The organism is Pseudoalteromonas sp. SWXJZ94C (genome assembly GCF_015864385.1).
Lineage (GTDB): Bacteria > Pseudomonadota > Gammaproteobacteria > Enterobacterales > Alteromonadaceae > Pseudoalteromonas.
Window position 1 is genome coordinate 1 of record NZ_JADYXF010000060.1, and the last position, 19601, is coordinate 19601.

Annotated in this window: 14 protein-coding genes and 2 pseudogenes; 10 read left to right on the forward strand and 6 right to left on the reverse strand. The window is 38.1% G+C overall.

Annotated elements, in window-relative coordinates:
• Nucleotides 1–309: 309 nt before the first annotated feature.
• The gene (gene gppA / locus I6F65_RS19115) at nt 310–1803 is read right to left on the reverse strand and encodes a guanosine-5'-triphosphate,3'-diphosphate diphosphatase (RefSeq protein WP_024609928.1); all 1494 of its coding nucleotides are present in this window, start codon (nt 1801–1803) and stop codon (nt 310–312) included.
• Between the two features lie 43 nt (nt 1804–1846).
• The gene (gene rhlB, locus I6F65_RS19120; RefSeq protein WP_197114418.1) at nt 1847–3124 is read right to left on the reverse strand and encodes an ATP-dependent RNA helicase RhlB; all 1278 of its coding nucleotides are present in this window, start codon (nt 3122–3124) and stop codon (nt 1847–1849) included.
• A 91-nt stretch (nt 3125–3215) separates the two neighbouring features.
• On the opposite strand from rhlB, the gene trxA reads away from it, so the two are divergent.
• On the forward strand, nt 3216–3542 hold the full coding sequence (trxA, locus tag I6F65_RS19125; RefSeq protein WP_002960942.1) for a thioredoxin TrxA: 327 nt from the start codon (nt 3216–3218) through the stop codon (nt 3540–3542).
• Between the two features lie 187 nt (nt 3543–3729).
• Entirely contained in the window at nt 3730–4989 is a 1260-nt protein-coding gene (gene rho / locus I6F65_RS19130) for a transcription termination factor Rho (RefSeq protein WP_008166441.1), read from the forward strand.
• Nucleotides 4990–5066: 77 nt separating this feature from the next.
• On the opposite strand, the gene I6F65_RS19135 is transcribed toward rho, so the two are convergent.
• Entirely contained in the window at nt 5067–7886 is a 2820-nt protein-coding gene (locus I6F65_RS19135) for an ATP-binding protein (RefSeq protein ID WP_197114420.1), read from the reverse strand.
• 77 nt (nt 7887–7963) lie between these two features.
• Between I6F65_RS19135 and I6F65_RS19140 the strand changes: the two genes are divergently transcribed.
• A complete protein-coding gene (locus I6F65_RS19140; protein WP_166113989.1) occupies nt 7964–8536 on the forward strand; it encodes a DNA-J related domain-containing protein in 573 nt (190 codons plus the stop codon).
• A 21-nt stretch (nt 8537–8557) separates the two neighbouring features.
• Here the strand turns inward: I6F65_RS19140 and dbpA are convergent, their stop codons facing one another.
• On the reverse strand, nt 8558–9946 hold the full coding sequence (gene dbpA / locus I6F65_RS19145; RefSeq protein WP_166113992.1) for an ATP-dependent RNA helicase DbpA: 1389 nt from the start codon (nt 9944–9946) through the stop codon (nt 8558–8560).
• A gap of 191 nt (nt 9947–10137) precedes the next feature.
• On the opposite strand from dbpA, the gene I6F65_RS19150 reads away from it, so the two are divergent.
• The 3 genes and pseudogenes from I6F65_RS19150 to I6F65_RS19160 all read left to right on the forward strand — a co-directional run bounded on the left by I6F65_RS19150 (nt 10138) and on the right by I6F65_RS19160 (nt 14824).
• Nucleotides 10138–12216, forward strand: a complete 2079-nt coding sequence (locus tag I6F65_RS19150) for a TonB-dependent siderophore receptor (protein WP_197114422.1) — start codon at nt 10138–10140, stop codon at nt 12214–12216.
• 179 nt (nt 12217–12395) lie between these two features.
• Nucleotides 12396–13795, forward strand: a pseudogene (locus I6F65_RS19155) (M28 family peptidase).
• An 87-nt stretch (nt 13796–13882) separates the two neighbouring features.
• Nucleotides 13883–14824 carry a tetratricopeptide repeat protein gene (locus I6F65_RS19160; RefSeq protein ID WP_197114424.1) on the forward strand — a complete coding sequence of 314 codons (942 nt, stop codon included), beginning with the start codon at nt 13883–13885 and terminating at the stop codon, nt 14822–14824.
• Nucleotides 14825–14878: 54 nt separating this feature from the next.
• Here the strand turns inward: I6F65_RS19160 and I6F65_RS19165 are convergent, their stop codons facing one another.
• The gene (locus I6F65_RS19165) at nt 14879–15784 is read right to left on the reverse strand and encodes a DUF808 domain-containing protein (RefSeq protein ID WP_197114426.1); all 906 of its coding nucleotides are present in this window, start codon (nt 15782–15784) and stop codon (nt 14879–14881) included.
• A gap of 146 nt (nt 15785–15930) precedes the next feature.
• Here I6F65_RS19165 and I6F65_RS19170 point away from each other — a divergent pair, with 146 nt between their 5' ends.
• The 4 genes from I6F65_RS19170 to I6F65_RS19185 all read left to right on the forward strand — a co-directional run bounded on the left by I6F65_RS19170 (nt 15931) and on the right by I6F65_RS19185 (nt 19407).
• Complete coding sequence (locus I6F65_RS19170) at nt 15931–16212, forward strand: MliC family protein (RefSeq protein ID WP_024609934.1); 282 nt, start codon at nt 15931–15933, stop codon at nt 16210–16212.
• A 215-nt stretch (nt 16213–16427) separates the two neighbouring features.
• On the forward strand, nt 16428–17894 hold the full coding sequence (gene ubiD / locus I6F65_RS19175) for a 4-hydroxy-3-polyprenylbenzoate decarboxylase (protein WP_197114428.1): 1467 nt from the start codon (nt 16428–16430) through the stop codon (nt 17892–17894).
• Nucleotides 17895–18114: 220 nt separating this feature from the next.
• On the forward strand, nt 18115–18828 hold the full coding sequence (gene fre / locus I6F65_RS19180) for an NAD(P)H-flavin reductase (RefSeq protein ID WP_197114429.1): 714 nt from the start codon (nt 18115–18117) through the stop codon (nt 18826–18828).
• 168 nt (nt 18829–18996) lie between these two features.
• A complete protein-coding gene (locus I6F65_RS19185) occupies nt 18997–19407 on the forward strand; it encodes a CBS domain-containing protein (protein ID WP_024609937.1) in 411 nt (136 codons plus the stop codon).
• A gap of 54 nt (nt 19408–19461) precedes the next feature.
• Here I6F65_RS19185 and I6F65_RS19190 read toward each other — a convergent pair.
• Nucleotides 19462–19601: pseudogene (locus I6F65_RS19190) on the reverse strand (IS4 family transposase); the annotation flags it as partial.

Here is a 19601-nt window from a genome sequence, read left to right on the forward strand (position 1 = left end):
TTAAAGAACGTTTTGAGTCGCTTTAGCGTCTCAAGGGATGCGAATAATACACCCTTTATTTTTCGAGTCAACACTTAGTTTTAAACTTTCTTTTTAGATAATTTAAAACCGAAGTTTTATTTAACTCTCTGAGTAGTTTCTGCCTTGCTATGCTTCGGCGTTTCCCGTCTCAGTGGGGTCGCATTATAGGGAGATCCGAAAACAGATCAACCCTTTTTTGAAGAAAACTTGAAATAATGTGCTGTTCGCACATATTTACATCGAAGTGGTTACTTTAAACACTAAAAAGGTCCTGAAGGACCTTTTAACTTAGTTTACTATGAGCTTCCAACCAAGTTTACCTTGCTGTTTAGACTCTTGTTGTAGCTCACTAGCCATCAGTGGATGATCTTTTAACCAGTTACTTTCAAACTTAAGGTCTAACACTTCATTTTTAGCAGTTAACTCAAATTTAGGCAGTACGTCATCTTGTCTGCGCATCGATAAGATAACTGCTATACGAAGTAACCTCACAATGTATTGCGCTAATAGACTATTTACGCCGAGTGAATTAAAGCAGCCTTTTGGAAAGTCAGAACGATGAGCATCAGCTACGGCTACTATTAACTTATGTTCTGATTGTGAGAAACCAGGCATATCGGTATTTCCTAAAATATAAGCGGTATGTTTATGGTACTGCTTATACTCTATTAATAACCCAATCTCGTGAAGCTGCGCTACTGCTCTCAATAGTGGTAACCCATTTAAACTTTCAATTGGCCAGTCTTTATCAATATTTGCAGCTAACTGAACAACTAAGCTTGAAACTCGACACGCTTGTTTTTGATCGACATGATAACGACTCATAAACCCATCAACCGTGCGTTTGCGAATGTCGTTATTATGGAACTCCGGAACCATGCTATATAAAACACCTTCACGAAGTGCTCCACCCGCCAATCCCATTTTTTCTATTTCAAGAGATTCAAATAGTGCAATTAAGATTGCGAGTCCAGATACAAATACCAGTCGACGGTCTTCACTTAATCCAGGCAGATCTAGTGCTGCAATAGTGCTAAATGCAATTGCTTGTTCTTTTATAGTGTTGAGTTTTTCAAGCGTAAGTAAATCGTCAAGATTTTGAGCGACCATAATTTCTTGAATTGCTTGTACTGTGCCAGAAGCACCAGATGCAATTTGCCATCCAGCAGCTTTATAATCAGGGGATATTTCATCAATAACAGTGCGCGCTGCCTTTATAGCTGCGTTAAAGTTACCCTTACTTAATTGGCAATCTTTAAAATAGCGTTCAAGGTAGGTAACACACCCCATATTGAGGCTTTTATAATGTAAGGCATCAAATGCTTTGCCAATAACAACTTCAGTGCTAGCACCGCCAATATCAATAACCAGTTGTTTCCCTGTACAAGAAGAAGTATGAGCAACACCTTTATAAATTGTGCGCGCCTCTAGTTCTCCACTAATCACATTAATTTTGTGACCAAGGATTTTTTCTGCATGATTTTTGAATACTTCGGCGTTAGTTGCTAACCGTAAAGTGGCAGTTGCTACTATGGTGATATTTTTATCTGGAATATCTTGCAAGCGCTCAGCAAAAAGGGCAAGGCATTCCCAGCCTCGCTGCATTGCTTCAGAGCTTAATACATTGTTTGTATCAAGCCCTGCGGCTAATCGGACTTTGCGTTTAACACGTCCAATGGTTTGTAGACCGCCAGCAATTGATTTGGCTATAAGCATATGAAAGCTATTTGAGCCCAAATCAATAACTGCGTACACATTTTTTTGCGGTTTAAGTTGCCCCACCGTTCAAAAACCTCTAGTTACTACTACTTTTACAAACGGTCGCTTACGACCGTCCTTTTTGGTAACTATTATTTGGGCGACGTCCGCTGTTATTACTACGGCTACGTGGACCTGTTGAATAGTTGCGCTTTCTTTGAATAATAGGCTGAGTTAAATCATCTAGCAATGCTGTTTTATCATAATGTGATAAAGGAATGCTGTGCTCTATATATTCTTCAATTTCATGTAAATTATAAGCGTATTGCTCACAAGCAAAGCTTATTGCATGACCTGATGCACCAGCACGACCAGTACGACCAATACGGTGAACGTAATCTTCGCAGTCGTCAGGTAAATCAAAGTTAAATACATGGCTTACTTCTGGAATATGAAGACCACGCGCTGCAACATCGGTTGCTACTAAAAAGTCTAATTCACCTTTACTGAATTGCGCTAATATAGTTTGGCGTTTTTTCTGGTTAACATCACCAGTAAGCATACCTACACGATGACCGTCAGATTTAAGCCAAGCATAAACTGTTTCACAGCTGTGTTTGGTATTTGCAAACACGATTGCTTTCTCTGGCCATTCTTCTTCAATTAAGGTTAACAACAGCTTAATTTTGTCTTCTTGCGAAGGATGAAATAGCTCTTCTTGAATACGTTTACCCGTTTTAACGTCAGGTTCGATTTGAACATGCTCTGGGTTTGTCATGTGTTCAAAAGCTAATTCTTGTACGCGATACGATAATGTAGCAGAGAATAATAAGTTTAAACGCTTTGATGTATCTGGCATACGATCGAACATATAACGAATATCTTTGATAAAACCTAAATCGAACATACGATCGGCTTCGTCAAGCACGACTACCTCAATTTCATTAAGGGTGTAACAGCCTTGCTTATACAGATCAATTAAGCGACCTGTAGTACCAATTAAAATATCAACGCCTTTTTCTAGTTGTGCACGTTGTTTTTCGTAATCTTCGCCACCATATACTAAACCTAAGTTAAGATTACAGTGCGGCGCTAAAATTTTAGCATCTTTGTGTATCTGAATCGCAAGCTCCCGAGTAGGGGCCATGATCAGGGCTCTTGGATGTTTACTAGGTACTTTGCTAGATTGTAATAACCGATGGCACGTTGCCGTTAAAAACGCCAACGTTTTGCCTGTACCTGTTTGAGCTTGACCCGCAATATCACGGCCATCACAAATAAAAGGTAGGCATTTTGCTTGAATAGGTGTGCAATATTCAAACCCATTCTCGGTTAAACCGGCAACCACTTCCGGTGCGATAGCAAAGTCTGAAAACTTTTTATCGGTTAAATGTGTCTTAGTCATAGCGTTTAAGCATAACGTTTAAACTTGCAATAAGAAACAAGAGTGTTTAAATACGCACTAAATATTTCGCCTAACTAAATCGGAGAGCGCAATGAGCGAGAAAATAATCCAAATTACTGACGATAGCTTTGAAGCTGACGTATTACAATCAGATAAACCAGTACTAGTAGATTTCTGGGCTGAATGGTGCGGACCTTGTAAAATGATCGCCCCTATTCTTCACGAAGTTGCTGATGAATACGACAGCCGTGTGACTGTTGCTAAATTAAACATTGACCAAAATGCTGGCACACCGCCAAAATTTGGTATTCGTGGCATCCCTACTTTACTTCTTTTTAAAGATGGTCAAGTAGCTGCAACGAAAGTAGGTGCACTTTCAAAAACTCAACTTATCGAGTTTTTAGAAAACAACATCTAATTGTAAGCTAGAACTATAAAAAAGGGCTATTTGCCCTTTTTTTAAATTTATTTTGTATAAAGACTGGACGCTTTGCCAGTGAACTGCTAGTTTATAAAGCCAACTAATCCTTAGTTATATTCAACAAACCTCACTCAACGATCAAAGCGATTTTGAGTATGACAACTGTAATAAAGAACCCACCAATATGCATTTACGCGAATTAAAAGACAAGTCTATAAAAGAACTTGTAAACTTAGCTGAGTCCATGGGGCTCGAAAACGTAGCCCGATTAAGAAAGCAAGATATTATTTTTGCCATTCTTAAATCCCATGCCAAAGGCGGAGAGAATATCTTCGGCGGCGGTGTATTAGAGATTTTACAAGATGGTTTCGGCTTTTTAAGATCATCAGAAGCCTCTTACTTAGCTGGGCCAGATGACATTTATGTTTCACCTAGCCAAATTCGCCGTTTCAGCATGCGTACTGGCGATTCAATCTCAGGCCTTATTCGCCCACCGAAAGATGGCGAACGTTACTTTGCTTTACTTAAAGTAAACGAAGTTAATTTTGATAAGCCTGAAAACTCTCGTACTAAAATTCTTTTTGAAAACCTAACTCCGTTACATGCTAACGAACGTTTTCGTATGGAACGCGGTAACGGCAGTAAAGAAGATATTACAGCACGTGTACTTGATTTAGCCTCGCCAATTGGTCGCGGTCAACGTGGTTTATTAGTAGCACCGCCAAAAGCGGGTAAAACAATGCTACTGCAAAATATTGCACAATCGATTACACACAATCATCCAGATGCAACATTAATGGTATTACTAATTGATGAGCGTCCGGAAGAAGTAACAGAGATGCAACGCCTAGTTAAAGGTGAAGTTATTGCATCAACATTTGATGAACCAGCTTCTCGTCACGTACAAGTAGCCGAAATGGTTATCGAAAAAGCAAAACGCTTAGTTGAGCACAAAAAAGATGTTGTTATCTTATTGGATTCAATCACTCGTTTAGCCCGTGCTTATAACACTGTTATTCCTTCATCAGGTAAAGTACTTACTGGTGGTGTTGACGCTAACGCATTACATAAGCCTAAGCGCTTCTTTGGTGCTGCACGTAACGTTGAGGAAGGTGGTAGTTTAACTATTATTGCTACAGCACTTATCGATACTGGCTCTAAAATGGATGAAGTTATCTACGAAGAGTTTAAAGGTACTGGTAACATGGAATTACACCTTAACCGTAAAATCGCGGAAAGACGTGTATTCCCAGCTATCGACTTTAATCGCTCAGGTACTCGTCGTGAAGAATTACTGACAAAACCAGATGAGCTTCAAAAGCTTTGGATTTTACGTAAAATAGTTCATGACATGTCAGAAATTGATGCAATGGAATTCTTAATCGATAAATTATCGATGAGCAAAACTAATGATGAATTTTTTGACTCGATGAGACGCCAATAAGCGTTTAAATTCGAAATAAAAAAGCGCCAAATTTGGCGCTTTTTTTATTTCTATTACCGTAATACTAAACAATATAACTAGCTTTCATTATACTTTTTAAGAACGGTTTGTAAGCTAGATACTAGCTTTTTAATATGCAATATATTTCGATTGCTTTGGGTTTGTAATAATGCCCGATCAAGATTTTTAGCAGCCAATGCTATTTCATCAAGTCCAAACATTTGCGCAGCACCCAAGATTCTATGGCTATCTTTTTGAAGCGCCTCTAAATCTTCATTTATAAAATGCTGTGTTATTGCCTCATTCTCCAACGCAAAGCTTTGCTTAAAGCTAATTACTAAGTCGCTCATATCTATATCTGTTTGCTTAACTTGCTGCTGATCTTCTGTCTCTTCTAAGTGCAAAGATAATGCTTTATAAAATAAATCTTTATTAATAGGTTTAGCTAAATAGCCACTAAAACCTAACGCCAAATAGTCATCCACTTCATGGCTCATTGCATTAGCGGTTAATGCAAAAATTGGACGTTCAAAACCACATTTTTTTAATAGTTTAAAAGCAGCTCGTCCATCCATTACTGGCATTTGAATATCGAGTAAAACCAAGTCAGGGTATTCTTGCAAGCATTGCTCTACTGCTTGCTCACCATTTTCTACAGCAATAACTTCAAGCCCTAATGAACGCAAATAACGACTAATGAATCTACGATTGTCTGGATGATCCTCAGCAAGTAAAACTCGACCATTTAATTGCTTACTAATAACAGGAGAGTCTTGGTTTTCAATAACATTTAATTCTTTATCGACTTCTATGCAAGGTAAAAAGAAAGAAAACTGACTTCCTTTTTTATATTCACTCTGCACACTAATATAGCCACCCATCATCGAGGCTAGCTGTTGCGATAAGCTAAGACCTAGCCCAGTACCACCAAAACGACGACTTATACTATTATCTGCTTGGCTAAAGCACTCAAAAATTAGTTTTAATTGAGAAGAACTCATACCAATACCAGTGTCTTTAACTGTAAGTACTAAGCCTTGTTCTGTTTTGTTTAATGCGACTATTACTTGCCCTGCGCGAGTAAACTTAATTGCATTTGCACACAGGTTAATTAGTATTTGTTTTACGCGCGTTAGATCAAGCTTTATATAGAAGTCGGTACCTATTTGATTATCTAAAATTAGATGCAAATTTTTAGCTTTTGCTTGCGTACTAAACATCGCGTGTACATCACTAACTAATTGAACAATATCGAAGCACGAAATATTTAACTCTAATCTATTTGCTTCAATTTTACTTAAATCGAGTACATCGTTAATTAAGCTTTTTAAATGATCGCTATGGCGTTGAATTATTTTAAGCTCATCTTGAAGTTGTTCAGGCTCATACAAACCATTTATTAAATCATCTGTTTGCCCTAAAATTGCCGTCAATGGCGTTCTTATTTCATGACTTATATTTGCTAAAAACTGACTTTTAATTTCGTTCGCTTCTCTTAATTCTTGAGCTACGGCTTGTAACTCAGAGGTACGCTGCTCTACCTGTTCGGCTAAACGCTGCTTTGCACGTTTTTCTGCACCACGTCGGTAAAGTGCAACCCCTGTAACAATAACCAAAATAAATAACACAAAAATAAACAGCGTAAGCTGTGAGCGTTGAGTCATTTTTAGTTTTTGTACTCTTCTATCTTGCTTTAATTGCTCAATTTCTTGATTCAACTGAGTCGCTTTAAATTGCTTTTGCAATACAGCTAACGCATTTATAATTGATTCACTTCTGAGATTTCTTAATTCACTGATAAATTGCTCGTGCAAAGACATCGCTTTTGAGTAGTTTCCTTTACTCGCTTCTAGCAATGATTGACTCCCTAGACCATCTCTTAATATTCGCTCACTACTATTTTCATGGGCTAAAAATATAGCACGATCTAAATTCGATTGAGCTTCATCCAACTCGCCTTTTACAAATTGTATTTTCGCTAAAGTGTGCAATGCATTAAGTTCTAAATTATGGTTCTTAATTTTAAGCCCATACTGTGCACCTAACTTGGCTTGCTCATACGCTATATCTACTTTATTTAATATTAAGTTTACATTGGCAAGGTTGGTGTATTGCGTTGATAATTTATTATAGTCATTGGCAGGTAAATAATAACGAAGCGCTAATTGATAATAATGAAGTGCTAAATCAAACTGATTACTCTCAGAATAAGCTACACCCATATTGTTATACACTTGAGCAACACCACTCTCATCACCCAGTTTTTGATAAACTTTAATCACATCTTGATAAATACTAAATGCGTTGTCATAACGCGATAGGCGAATATAAACACCCGCTATATTGAGTAAAATATCTGTTTTATCTTGCTCGCTACCTAACGCTTCATAAATCACTTTCGCTTTTAAATAGTACTCGAGTGTTGGCGCTAACTTATTCATATTAAAATAAGCTAACCCTATATTATTTAATAAGTTAGCTTGCTCTAATAAGAGTTCATTTTTTTCAGCTATAGCAAGTGTTCGAGTGTACGCCACAATTGCTTTTTGAAAATGCCCTTGATAAAAAAGAGCAACACCCTGCATTTTAATTGCACGAAAGTGCTCATTAGGTAAAAATGATACTGATGTACCTTGCTCTAGTAACTTAAAATACTCTAAAGCAACTGTATAGTTATCAACAGAAAGCGCTAAATTAGCCATTGATGAATAAACTTCAGCGCGCTCATTTTTTGAGGTGTTTGGATTTGTTAATAATGCATTACCTAATTGCAGTTTTGCATCCCATTGCTGTTCTTTTTTAAACTCGTCAAATAACGACACAGCATTCTGGGCATAGCTAAAGGGTAGCAATACACAACATACAATGAATAAGAGGCATTTAAGCTTGCCTTGCATAATTACAATCCTTCAAACGGTTACTTATAACAAATGTAATCTTTATTGAAGATACACCAATTACTAGGGCGTAAACAATGCTTAACCCACTGATTGACCAGATATTTGATTTAATATTAACAAAGCAAGTTTGGCAAGTTCATATTTTAGCATCAGAACTTATAAATAGCGGTGCAATAAAATCACTTGATAAAAATCCAGAACGTGATTTATTTAAGCGTAACTTTTTAATTATGAACGCGCTATACCAACTACAAATTCAAATTCATCCTCAAATATTACTAATTTCAACACTACACATTGAGCTTTTAGAAAAAGAGAGTGATCGACCAGCAATAATTAAAACAAATTTAAGAGATTATTATTTGGATTGGAAAAACTACGATACCTCAACAGAAGACGTTGATGCACTTTTAAATAGTTTTTGGGGGCAATTTAAACGTCAAAGTGCAATATCGACCTTAACGCAAAAAAATTATAATGAACTTACCATTGAGTGGGAATTGCCAAATAACTTTACACTTAAAGAGTTACAAAAACGCTGGCGACAACATGCACTCAAAAATCACCCAGATAAGCCTGGCGGCTGCGAAGTAAAGTTTAAAAAAATAAAAGAGGAATACGAGCAGCTAAAAAAAGCTGCTCGTTAATGCACTAATTATTAATATAAATTAACGAGTAAGGCGACGAGCGCGTATTTTTCGCCCTTTAATGTTGCCTTCGGTTAATTTACGTAGCGCAGGTTTTAATGAGTTACGCTCAACAGCAACAAACGCTACGTTATCAAGTACGTTAATTTTACCCACCTGACGACCTGCAACCCCATCTTTACCCGTTAAAGCACCTAAAATATCACCTGCACGTACTTTTTGCTTTTTACCTGAATCAATCATCAAAGTAACCATTTCAGGGCGGTACGGCGGCTTGTCTAATAAATTAAATGGTGGCATTTGCTCTGGAGTAATATCGCGTTCGTAATGTTCGCCTATTTGAGCAATTTTAAACGCTTCGGCTTCACCGTAGATAGAACATGCAATGCCCTTTTTACCAGCTCGTCCTGTACGACCAACACGATGCACATGTGTTTGCGTGTCATGTGCTAAATGGTAGTTAATCACCATATCCATGTCATCAATATCTAAACCACGCGCAGCAACATCGGTTGCAACAAGTATTGAAGCACTTTTATTTGAAAAGTGAATTAACGTACGCTCACGATCGCGCTGCTCTAAATCACCGTGTAGCGAAACAGCACTAAAGCCTTCATCAGCTAAATCATCACACAACTGTTGTGTTTCTACTTTGGTATTACAAAATACAACACAACTTTGTGGTGTAAATTTAAGTAATAATAATTTTAGCGTTGGATAGCGCTGCTTATTATTATCCATTTTGTAGAAGTACTGCTTAATTGTACTTTTGGCTTGCTCTTCTTCTACTTTAACCATTTCTGGATTTTTAAGTACACGTTTAGCAATTGCTTCTATGGCTCTTGGGAACGTTGCACTAAATAGCAATGTTTGACGATTTTGTGGAATACGCTCAATAATTGCGTCAAGTGTATCTTGAAAACCCATATCAAGCATTTGATCGGCTTCATCAAGTACCAACGTTTCAACATCATCTAAACGTAAAGTACCTTTACGAATATGATCATCAACACGACCAGGTGTGCCAACAATAATATGTGCGCCATGTTCAAGCGAGCCTATTTGTGGACCAATTGATACACCGCCACATAACGTCAATATTTTAATGTTATGAATACCGCGCGCTAATTTACGCATTTCAACCGCAACCTGCTCGGCAAGCTCACGAGTCGGACACAACACTAAAGATTGAATACGAAAGCGTTTTACGTTTAATTTAGCTAACACACCCAAGCTAAACGCAGCAGTTTTACCTGAACCGGTTTTAGCCTGAGCAATGATGTCTTTACCAGCAAGTACAGGCGGCAAACTTTGCGCTTGTACAGGTGTCATGTGGGCATAGCCAAGTGTTGATAAGTTATCAACGAGTCCAGCTGGTAAAGCCAAAGATGAAAAAGCAGTTGAAGTCACAGTAAGTTCCATAGCAATAAAAATAACATGGGGGAAAGCCCCACTAAATATGCTGCTAATAATAGCAGAATTCGCAATTGGCAACCATGAACAAACACACTATAAAGCATGTTAATAAAAGATGTTGAAAATGATAGTAGTTTGCATTAAGATCGCGATTATTTTTTACATAACTGCGCTGGAAGCAATCAATGAAACTGAATTCACTTTACATAGCACTATTGGCAAGTATTACAACAAACGCATATGCAAACTCTACCGACCTTGAACGTATAGAAGTCAAAGGTAGCTACTTTAACGATTACAAAGTAGATAACGCTAATGGCGCAATGAGAACCTCAGCTTCATTACTTGAAACCGCACAATCTGTAACCGTAATAACCGACACTATTATTAGTGAGCAACTTGCCACCACCCTTGGCGAAGTACTAACAAATGACGCAAGTTTAACGGCAGGCTCACAACAACGAAATCGTGAAGTATTTAACTTACGTGGGTTTGAGCTTAGCTCATCTACGGGTTATTTACGTGATGGGCATCAGCATTGGTCGCACTATCAACAACCAATCGAAATTTTGCAACAAGTTGAAGTAATTAAAGGCCCATCAAGCATTTTATATGGTCAATCAGGTCCTGGTGGCTTGGTTAACATGGTAACTAAAAAACCTACAGCACAAACATTATTTAATGCCAGTGCCGATGTAGACCAACATGGCTCAACTCGCTTTATGGTAGATGCCAGTGGTGCATTGACTGAATCAGAAGATTTACGTGCTCGTGGTATTTTAGTTAAACAAGATGTTGATTACTGGCGTGAGTACCAAAATGGTGAAAACCGTGAGCGCGACCGATTTTTAGGTGCTTTAGTTGTTGATTACGATATTAGCGACAACGCATTAGTACGTGTGCATTACGACCGCACAGACGACGAAGCAGGTTTAGATACTGGCGCATGGATAGACGATAATACCAATGTAATTGGTGATGATAAAACAATCCGTGATATGTCTTGGGCGTTTACCGATATAACTGTAGAAAACCTAGGTGTAGACCTAGAAGTATTTTTAACCGATAACTGGCAAGTAAAGCTTGGCTATAACGAACAAACATTTGAGCGCCAACGCTTTGAATCAGCACCTAATATGCCAAGCGACTTTGTTGAGGGTGATAGCTATCAATCAAACCCTTATGATCGCTTTGATGATTGGCAGTTTAAAACGGCATATATTGATTTCGTTGGTGAATTTAAAACGGGAAATTTACAACATCAGTTTTTAATTGGCGCAAACTCGCTTGATTACTACTACGGGCAACGTCGTACCTCTGCCGACTCTTTTGATTTTTCAGCTGGACAGACAGAGCCACCTCGCCCTTCAATAAGTTACAAAACAGATGATACCGTAAGCGAAACTGAATATGACTACTACGGTATTTACGTTCAAGACTTAATTTCGTTCTCGCCAGAATGGCAACTATCGTTGGGTGGTCGTTACGACAAACAAAATAGCACAGGAAATGATAACGAATCATTTGTACCAAAAGTAGGTGTGCTTTATCACCCAAATGCCTCTGCTACTATATATGCTAGTTACTCAGAAGGTTTTGAACCTCAAGGTAGCGAAACATTGATTGACGAAACTGATGTAAATAACGGCATGAAATTAGATGCAGTTACATCTGAGCAAAGAGAAATTGGTATTAAATGGCAATTATTTGATGACCGCCTAATGCTTACCAGTGCTATTTTTGATATTAGCAAAGAAGGTACTCTTGTTAGCGAACAGCTTGATACTCCTATTGGCTCATTCACAAGTGAAACAAACCAAGTAGGCGAACAACGTCATAAAGGTGTTGAAGTCAGCGCGCAAGGTGCCGCTACTGACCGTTTATTTGTTATGGCATCAACTATGTATCTAGATGCTAACTTTGAACGCGATGAAGAATTAGAAGGTAAACGCCCTACCGATGCACCAAAATGGTCGGCATCACTTTGGACACGTTATGAATTCAACGACGCAATTGCACTTAATGCTGGTGCATTTTACGAAGGTGAGCGCTTTGCCGATAGCGATAATACGATTACTAAAGATGCATATACGCGCGTTGATGTAGGTGCCACTTATAAGTTTAACTTAAGTAATACCGATATTAATTTACGTCTTAACATCGAAAACTTATTTGATAAAAGCTACTTAGGTGGTGGCGGAACTAATAATGTAACTGTTGGCGAGGGCACAAATCTTCGTTTAGCAGCGCAATTTAGCTTTTAAATAAATGCCTAAATAACAGCTTTAAAATATAGCCCACGTACATTTACGTGGGCTTTTTTACATCTAAACATTTATACCTAACAGTATTAAACCCATTACAACGCCTATTCATCTCATCTATTTTTTATAGCGTTTATTACATGCTTTAATAGTGTTAATTATTAAAAAGGCTTACCCAAATGAAAAAAATCATTACCGCATTACTGCTTACTAGCAGTATGGCTGCAAACGCTAACAGCGCCGAATTTACCCAAAAGCAATTACAACAAGTAGACGAAGTACGCACCTCTGCTCTAAATAGTGATTTAAGCTATAAATTACTAGAGTCATTAACAACTGAAGTTGGCCCTCGCTTACCCGGCACTGAAAACGATAAAAAAGCAGTGGCATGGGCTCAAGCCAAATTTAATGAACTGGGCTTTGATAAAGTATGGCTAGAAGAAGCGACTTTTCCTGAATGGCGCCGTTATAGCGAAAGCGGAAAAATACTAACACCAAGCGAGCAACCACTGCACTTAACTGCATTAGGTAACAGTATAAGCACGCCAAAAGATGGGATCACAGCGCCTGTTGTATTATTCGAAACACTTGATGAATTAAAAGCCGCACCGGCAAACAGTTTAAAAGGTAAAATTGCGTATATTAATTACCGAATGAACCGCGATATAGATGGGAATGGTTACGGACCTGCTGTAAAAGCACGTGGTACAGGCGCTATAGAAGCATCTAAAAAAGGGGCTGTTGCCTACATGATGCGCTCGGTAAGTACCGGTCATCATCGTTTTGCACACACTGGCGGTAGTTACTACAAAGAAGGTGTTACAAAAATACCTAACGTAACAATTGCTAACCCAGATGCAGATCAAATTGCACGACTTATTGCTTTAAATAAAGACGTGTCGGTAAATATTAACGTGCAAACCGAAAGCCTTGGTGAAGGAACAGGTTATAACGTTATTGGCCAATTTAATGGTACTGAAAACCCTGAACAATACGTACTTATTGGCGCACATTTAGATTCTTGGGATTTAGGTACTGGCGCATTAGATGATGGCGCAGGCGTTGGGCTAACAATGGCAGCCGCTAAACATATTAGTGATGTAAAACGCCCTAAGCGCAGCATTCGCGTAGTGCTTTTTGCAGCCGAAGAGCTTGGCCTTTGGGGAGCAAAGCTTATTTTGCAGAGCATAAAAACGAATTAAACAATATTGTTGCAGCCGCTGAGTCTGATTTTGGCGCCGATGTAGTATATGCTTTTGAATCAAATGTAGATGCCGCTTCGCTTCCTGTAGTACGCGCTATAGCAAAAGAGCTTGCGCCATTAAATATTGAGTATATTGGTAAAAACCAAGCGAATGGTGGCCCTGACCTAATTCCACTTAAAGCAGCAACGTCAGCGCCTATTTTTGAACTTGCTCAAGATGGAACAGATTACTTTGATTACCACCATACAGCTGACGATACGCTTGATAAAGTAACACCTGCTAAGCTTCGTCAAAACACCGCTGCATACGCTGTGTTTGCGTTAATGGCTGCTGATGCAAAAACAACAATCAAACCAAAAGCTCAAAATAAGTAATAACAGACATAATTACTTACAGTTTGTAGCTTTAACTAACACGCTACTTGTTTTATCTTTAAATAATTAAAACAAGGAGCGTGCTTTATGTTGCTTTTTAACACGAGTGAATCATTTCCACATTTTGCACCAATAATACGCTGCCCTCATTGTCAAAGCGACGCCTATCATTTAGTAAATAAAAGCCGCTATTTACGATTTAGCATTTTACCTATGCTCGCTTTAAAATTAAATTACAAACGCGAATGCTATCAATGCGGAAAAAACGAACCCGTTAAAATAACGCAACTACCGTTAATAGAAAAACTAAGCCTGCCTAAATACTTTATTGGCGTATTTTTATTGCTTTGGATTGTTTCGTTTTTTTATCAACAACACCTTGATACCGAGACTCAAAAGCAAAGCTATTTGAATACACCTAAAATATATGACACCTACTTAGTACACGCCGACAAATTTACACACGAACCCTGGACCCTAACCAATTTAAGAATTGCTCAAGTATTAAATTTTGACGAACAATTTATTACCTTTCAAGTAAGTAACTACAGTTATAAACGTAACAACAGTATTACTTTGGCAATGCGTACTAGCCAACTAATTCAAGACAATTACTTCTCCACTAAAACAATCACCCTCCCTCGTGATGAAATAAAGCGTTTGCATAAAGACGAAGCTATTTACGACGTATTACGCCCTTATGCCAACAGCCTTTATGGCGGGTTTGTGATGTTTCCTCCCAAACCTAAACCTTTATATAAAGGCTTAAAGCTCGATAAAAACAACCAACAAGGCATAATATATTTTAAAGATGAGTTATTTGTTGAAGCATTTGATAGCTTTAAGCTAGCTGCTGAATCGGGTTCTCAATGGGGACAATTAAATTTAGCGCAAATGTATCGTGATGGTCAGGGAATAGCTCAAAATTATCAACAGGCTATTTATTGGTATAAAAAGGCCATTGAGCAAAAAAATACTAAAGCACAATTTGAATTGGAATCGCTTTGTAAAATAGCTAACTGCGAATAAGTGGATTAGATTAAAGTTTATGCTGGTGTATGAACTAACTACACCAGCTTTAAATTATTTTTTAAATAACTTTGTATAACTTACATGTATAAGCACAACAACTAAGCCGGCAGTAACGCCTAATAACCCATCAAATACCAGTGGAGCCAATACCTCACCAGTAACTCCAGCCATCGACTGAGCATAACTTGTTACATCTATCTGCGTGTGATGCAGTAACTCAACACCATGCACTAAAATACCACCACCTACTAAAAACATCGCAATAGTGCCCGCAAATGCTAAAAACTGCATCAACCTAGGCGCTGCTGCTAGTAAGCCTTTCCCAAGTAGCTCTTTAAATTTATTAGCTGACACTTTAGATTGGTTGAGTAAATAAAGTCCTGCATCATCCAGTTTTACAATACCTGCAACTAAGCCATAAACACCAATGGTCATTATTACTGCGATAACACAAAGCACTAAAGCTTGGTTAAGTAATGTAGCGCCAGCCACTGTGCCCAAAGTAATCACAATAATTTCGGCAGAAAGAATAAAGTCAGTTCTTATTGCCCCTTTTATTTTTTGTTTTTCGTACTCAACTAAATCTAATTTTTCATTTTCATCTACCGCTTCATTGTGATGAGGTAAAAACCTAGCAAATACTTTTTCGGCTCCTTCAAAACATAAAAATAAACCACCAATCATTAACAGTGGTGTTATTAACCAAGGCAGCCACACACTAATTAATAAAGCGGCGGGTACTAACATCGCTTTATTTAAAAATGAACCCTTAGCGACAGCCCAAACAACTGGCAACTCACGTTCTGCAGCAACACCTGTAACCTGCTGTGCATTAAGTGCTAAATCATCGCCTAATACACCAGCGGTTTTTTTTGTTGCAACCTTACTCATTGTCGCAATGTCATCAAGTAAGGTGGTTATATCGTCTAATAAAGTTAAAAGGTTAGTGCCAGCCATAAAGCTTCCGAGCTTAAAAAATATTGCTATAAACATAACGTAAAGCGCTACTTTCACCAACGGTTAATTTTGCTTTGTTATTCTCATACAAACTAAGTAAATAAGTCAGCTTAAAATAGGGACTTAATAAGATAGAAGGAGGAAAAATGAAAGTGCATTTGGTCATAGTGGCCAGCTTACTTAGCTTAACCGCATGTAGCGACCAACAAATAAGTACTGCCTATTTATGTAATAAAAATACTGTAGTACTAAATGTTATTAATAACAAAAATGCTGAACTTACTTTTAATAATGACATTTATTTACTCAATCACGAAGAGAGCGCATCGGGTAATAAATATATAAATGAGAATGTTTTATTTTGGGGTAAAGGTAATAACGCAATGCTAATAATTGCGGGTAAAAAGTATCAATGCACTACAAATTAAACTAATAAGTAATAGATAAAGCTCCATGCTGAACCAAATAAAGCAATTAAGCGTATTAGTAGCTATAACCGCCCTAGCAAGCAAACCCAAAACACCTATCAACTTTTATATATCTTAACGAGTATGAAACGCTGTAAGTTTTGAGTGCAAGTAATGACTTGCCTTGCATGAACTGGGTATAATACTTTAACTCTTTTGCTTAATAGCGGCCTCCAATGAAATACAAAGATCTACGTGATTTTATCGATTTGCTTGAAAAAAAAGGCGAACTTAAACGTATCACCCAAGAAATCGACCCGTATCTTGAAATGACCGAAATATCTGATCGCACATTGCGTGCTAAAGGCCCTGCGTTATTATTCGAAAATCCAAAAGGCTACGATATGCCGGTGCTTACCAACTTATTTGGCACACCAAAACGCGTAGCAATGGGCATGGGCCAAACAGAGGTTAGTGAATTACGCGAAGTAGGTAAACTACTCGCATTTTTAAAAGAACCTGATCCACCAAAAGGCATTAAAGAAGCACTAGGCGCTATACCTATTTTTAAGCAAGTGCTCAATATGCCAGCAAAAGAAGTTAAAAAAGCGCCTTGCCAACAAGTAATTTTAGAAGGTGATGATGTAGATTTAACTAAATTACCTATTCAGCATTGTTGGCCAGGTGATGCTGCACCATTAATTACTTGGGGCCTTACTGTAACTAAAGGACCTTATAAAAAACGCCAAAACTTAGGTATATATCGCCAGCAATTATTAAGTAAAAATAAAATAATTATGCGTTGGTTATCACACCGTGGGGGGGCGCTTGATTTTCAAGAATGGTGCAAAGAAAATCCAGGGCAACCTTACCCAGTCTCAGTAGCACTAGGTGCAGACCCTGCGACAATACTTGGCGCAGTAACACCGGTACCCGACACATTAAGCGAATACGCATTTGCCGGTTTATTACGCGGTAGCAGAACCGAAGTTGTTAAGTCTATTTCAAATGACCTACAAGTCCCTGCCAGTGCAGAAATAGTACTTGAAGGTTACATAATGCCAGGTGAAATAGCGCCAGAGGGACCTTATGGCGATCATACTGGTTACTATAATGAAGTTGATAACTTTCCAGTTATGACTGTAACTCACTTAACGCACCGTAAAGATCCTATTTATCACAGCACATTTACTGGTCGTCCGCCTGATGAGCCGGCTATTTTAGGTGTGGCACTTAATGAAGTGTTTGTGCCTATATTACAAAAGCAGTTTCCTGAGATTGTCGACTTTTACCTTCCGCCAGAAGGATGCTCATACCGCATGGCGATTGTAACGATGAAAAAACAATATCCAGGCCATGCCAAGCGCGTGATGATGGGAGTTTGGTCGTTCTTACGTCAGTTTATGTATACTAAATTTGTAATTGTATGCGATGACGATATTAATGCCCGCGATTGGGAAGACGTTATTTGGGCTATCACAACCCGAATGGATCCTGCTCGCGATACAACATTAATAGAAAATACACCTATAGATTATCTCGACTTTGCATCGCCAGTATCTGGTCTGGGTTCAAAAATGGGAATGGATGCAACCAACAAATGGCCTGGTGAAACTACTCGAGAATGGGGTGAGCCTATTGTTATGGATAAAGACACCAAAGATCGTGTAGATGATATTTGGGAAAGCCTTAATATTCTTTAAATGTTTATATAAAATCAATTCGCTTAATTAAGTAGCCGTTTATAGCTAAAGAACTTGTCGATAATAATGCAGTTAACGTCAGGTTTAAACACTCAAATTGCTCAAGTATTATTGCGAATTAGTATAATATAAACAGGCTATAAAATAACCCTGCAGATATGCTAGAATCGATTTATTCTATTGCGTATCTGCTGTGAAAAGCGCTGCTAAAAGGTAAAAAATGCAAACATTAAAAGCTGAAGTTGTAGCTATCAGCCCACTTACAGAATTTGTTCATAAAGTAATTTTAAAGCCACTACAACCTGTGACCTTTGAAGCTGGTCAATACATGCAACTCGTATTGAGCGAAAAAGACAAACGTGCTTTTTCTATTGCCAGTCGCCCTTCACAATGTGATGAAATAGAACTGCACATTGGCGCATCGGGAGCTGATTCATATGCAATGCAGTCATTAGAACACCTACGAAATGCTCATAGCAATACGCAGTTGGTAGACATTGAAGCTGGTCTTGGTATTTCGCAATTACGCCTACAATGTGAGCGCCCTATTATTTTGCTTGCTGGCGGTACTGGTTTCTCATACGCTAAATCAATGGCTGACCACTTAGCTGAAATTAAATGTGACCGCCCAGTATTGTTTTATTGGGGCGTAAAAGAAGAGTCTGCTTTATACGCACACACAGAAATGCAAACGTGGGCTGATAGTCATAAAAACTTTGAATTTATCCCTGTGGTAGAAAATCCATCTGCTAATTGGCAAGGTCATACTGGCTATGTACACAAAGCGGTAATGCAAGATATTGTATCGCTTGAACCATACGATATTTACATGGCGGGTCGATTTGACATGATAGGTATCGTGCGCGATGACTTTATTACCCATGGTGCAATTCGTGAAAACATGTACGCAGATGCATTCGCATTTATAAAATAACTGAAATTAACTTTCACTTATAAATAAAGGCACCTAATCGGTGCTTTTATTTTATACAAAGGCAAATAGTTAATAGTTAAAAACTATCAACTTCATCAATATAAACAATTTCCTAAATCCCTATCTATAAACCATACTCTGTATAGAACATCAGCGGGAGAGACCCTAATGCTAAATACAAAAGTAAAAGATTTTATGCAGCGTAAGTTGCCAAACATAACACCTGAAACAGAAATGACCACAGCAATTGCAGAACTACAAAAATTTAAACTGCTTGGCGCACCAGTATTTGACGAGAACAGATGCCTAGTTGGATTCATCTCCGAACAAGAATTACTAAAACCTCTAACTCACAGCAGCTATTTTTGTGACGGCATGGTTAAAGTGTCACAATTAATGCAAACAGACGTTGTTACTGTTAGTGGCGAAACCAATATTATTGAACTAGCCGAGCAAATGAAAACAGGTAAACCAAAAAATTACCCGGTAGTAGAGGGTGTTAAAGTGATTGGTATGATAAGCCGCTCAGATATACTTAAAGCACTTTGTAATAACTACGTTAGCTGTCAAACGCGTTAATTAAACTGACATTACAAATACAAAAATGCCGCTTATAAAGCTAACACCATTCAGTTAAGCATGCTTTGACTTAATGGTGTACCGAGTTTTTGAAATCCGAACGGTCCTACTTTTGGGCCGTTTTCTTTTTTCTGGAAGAATATAACGTTTCACTCGTTCTCGCATTGCCCTTAATTTCTTTGGAATTGAACCTG

Excerpts from the sequence above, each read along its gene's own strand:
- rhlB (WP_197114418.1), bottom strand. The coding sequence starts at position 3,124 with ATGACTAAGACACATTTAACCGATAAAAAGTTTTCAGACTTTGCTATC.
- I6F65_RS19165 (WP_197114426.1), bottom strand. The coding sequence starts at position 15,784 with ATGGCTGGCACTAACCTTTTAACTTTATTAGACGATATAACCACCTTA.
- I6F65_RS19140 (WP_166113989.1), top strand. The coding sequence starts at position 7,964 with ATGCTTAACCCACTGATTGACCAGATATTTGATTTAATATTAACAAAG.
- I6F65_RS19135 (WP_197114420.1), bottom strand. The coding sequence starts at position 7,886 with ATGCAAGGCAAGCTTAAATGCCTCTTATTCATTGTATGTTGTGTATTG.
- I6F65_RS19170 (WP_024609934.1), top strand. The coding sequence starts at position 15,931 with ATGAAAGTGCATTTGGTCATAGTGGCCAGCTTACTTAGCTTAACCGCA.
- trxA (WP_002960942.1), top strand. The coding sequence starts at position 3,216 with ATGAGCGAGAAAATAATCCAAATTACTGACGATAGCTTTGAAGCTGAC.
- I6F65_RS19150 (WP_197114422.1), top strand. The coding sequence starts at position 10,138 with ATGAAACTGAATTCACTTTACATAGCACTATTGGCAAGTATTACAACA.
- ubiD (WP_197114428.1), top strand. The coding sequence starts at position 16,428 with ATGAAATACAAAGATCTACGTGATTTTATCGATTTGCTTGAAAAAAAA.
- fre (WP_197114429.1), top strand. The coding sequence starts at position 18,115 with ATGCAAACATTAAAAGCTGAAGTTGTAGCTATCAGCCCACTTACAGAA.
- rho (WP_008166441.1), top strand. The coding sequence starts at position 3,730 with ATGCATTTACGCGAATTAAAAGACAAGTCTATAAAAGAACTTGTAAAC.
- I6F65_RS19185 (WP_024609937.1), top strand. The coding sequence starts at position 18,997 with ATGCTAAATACAAAAGTAAAAGATTTTATGCAGCGTAAGTTGCCAAAC.
- I6F65_RS19160 (WP_197114424.1), top strand. The coding sequence starts at position 13,883 with ATGTTGCTTTTTAACACGAGTGAATCATTTCCACATTTTGCACCAATA.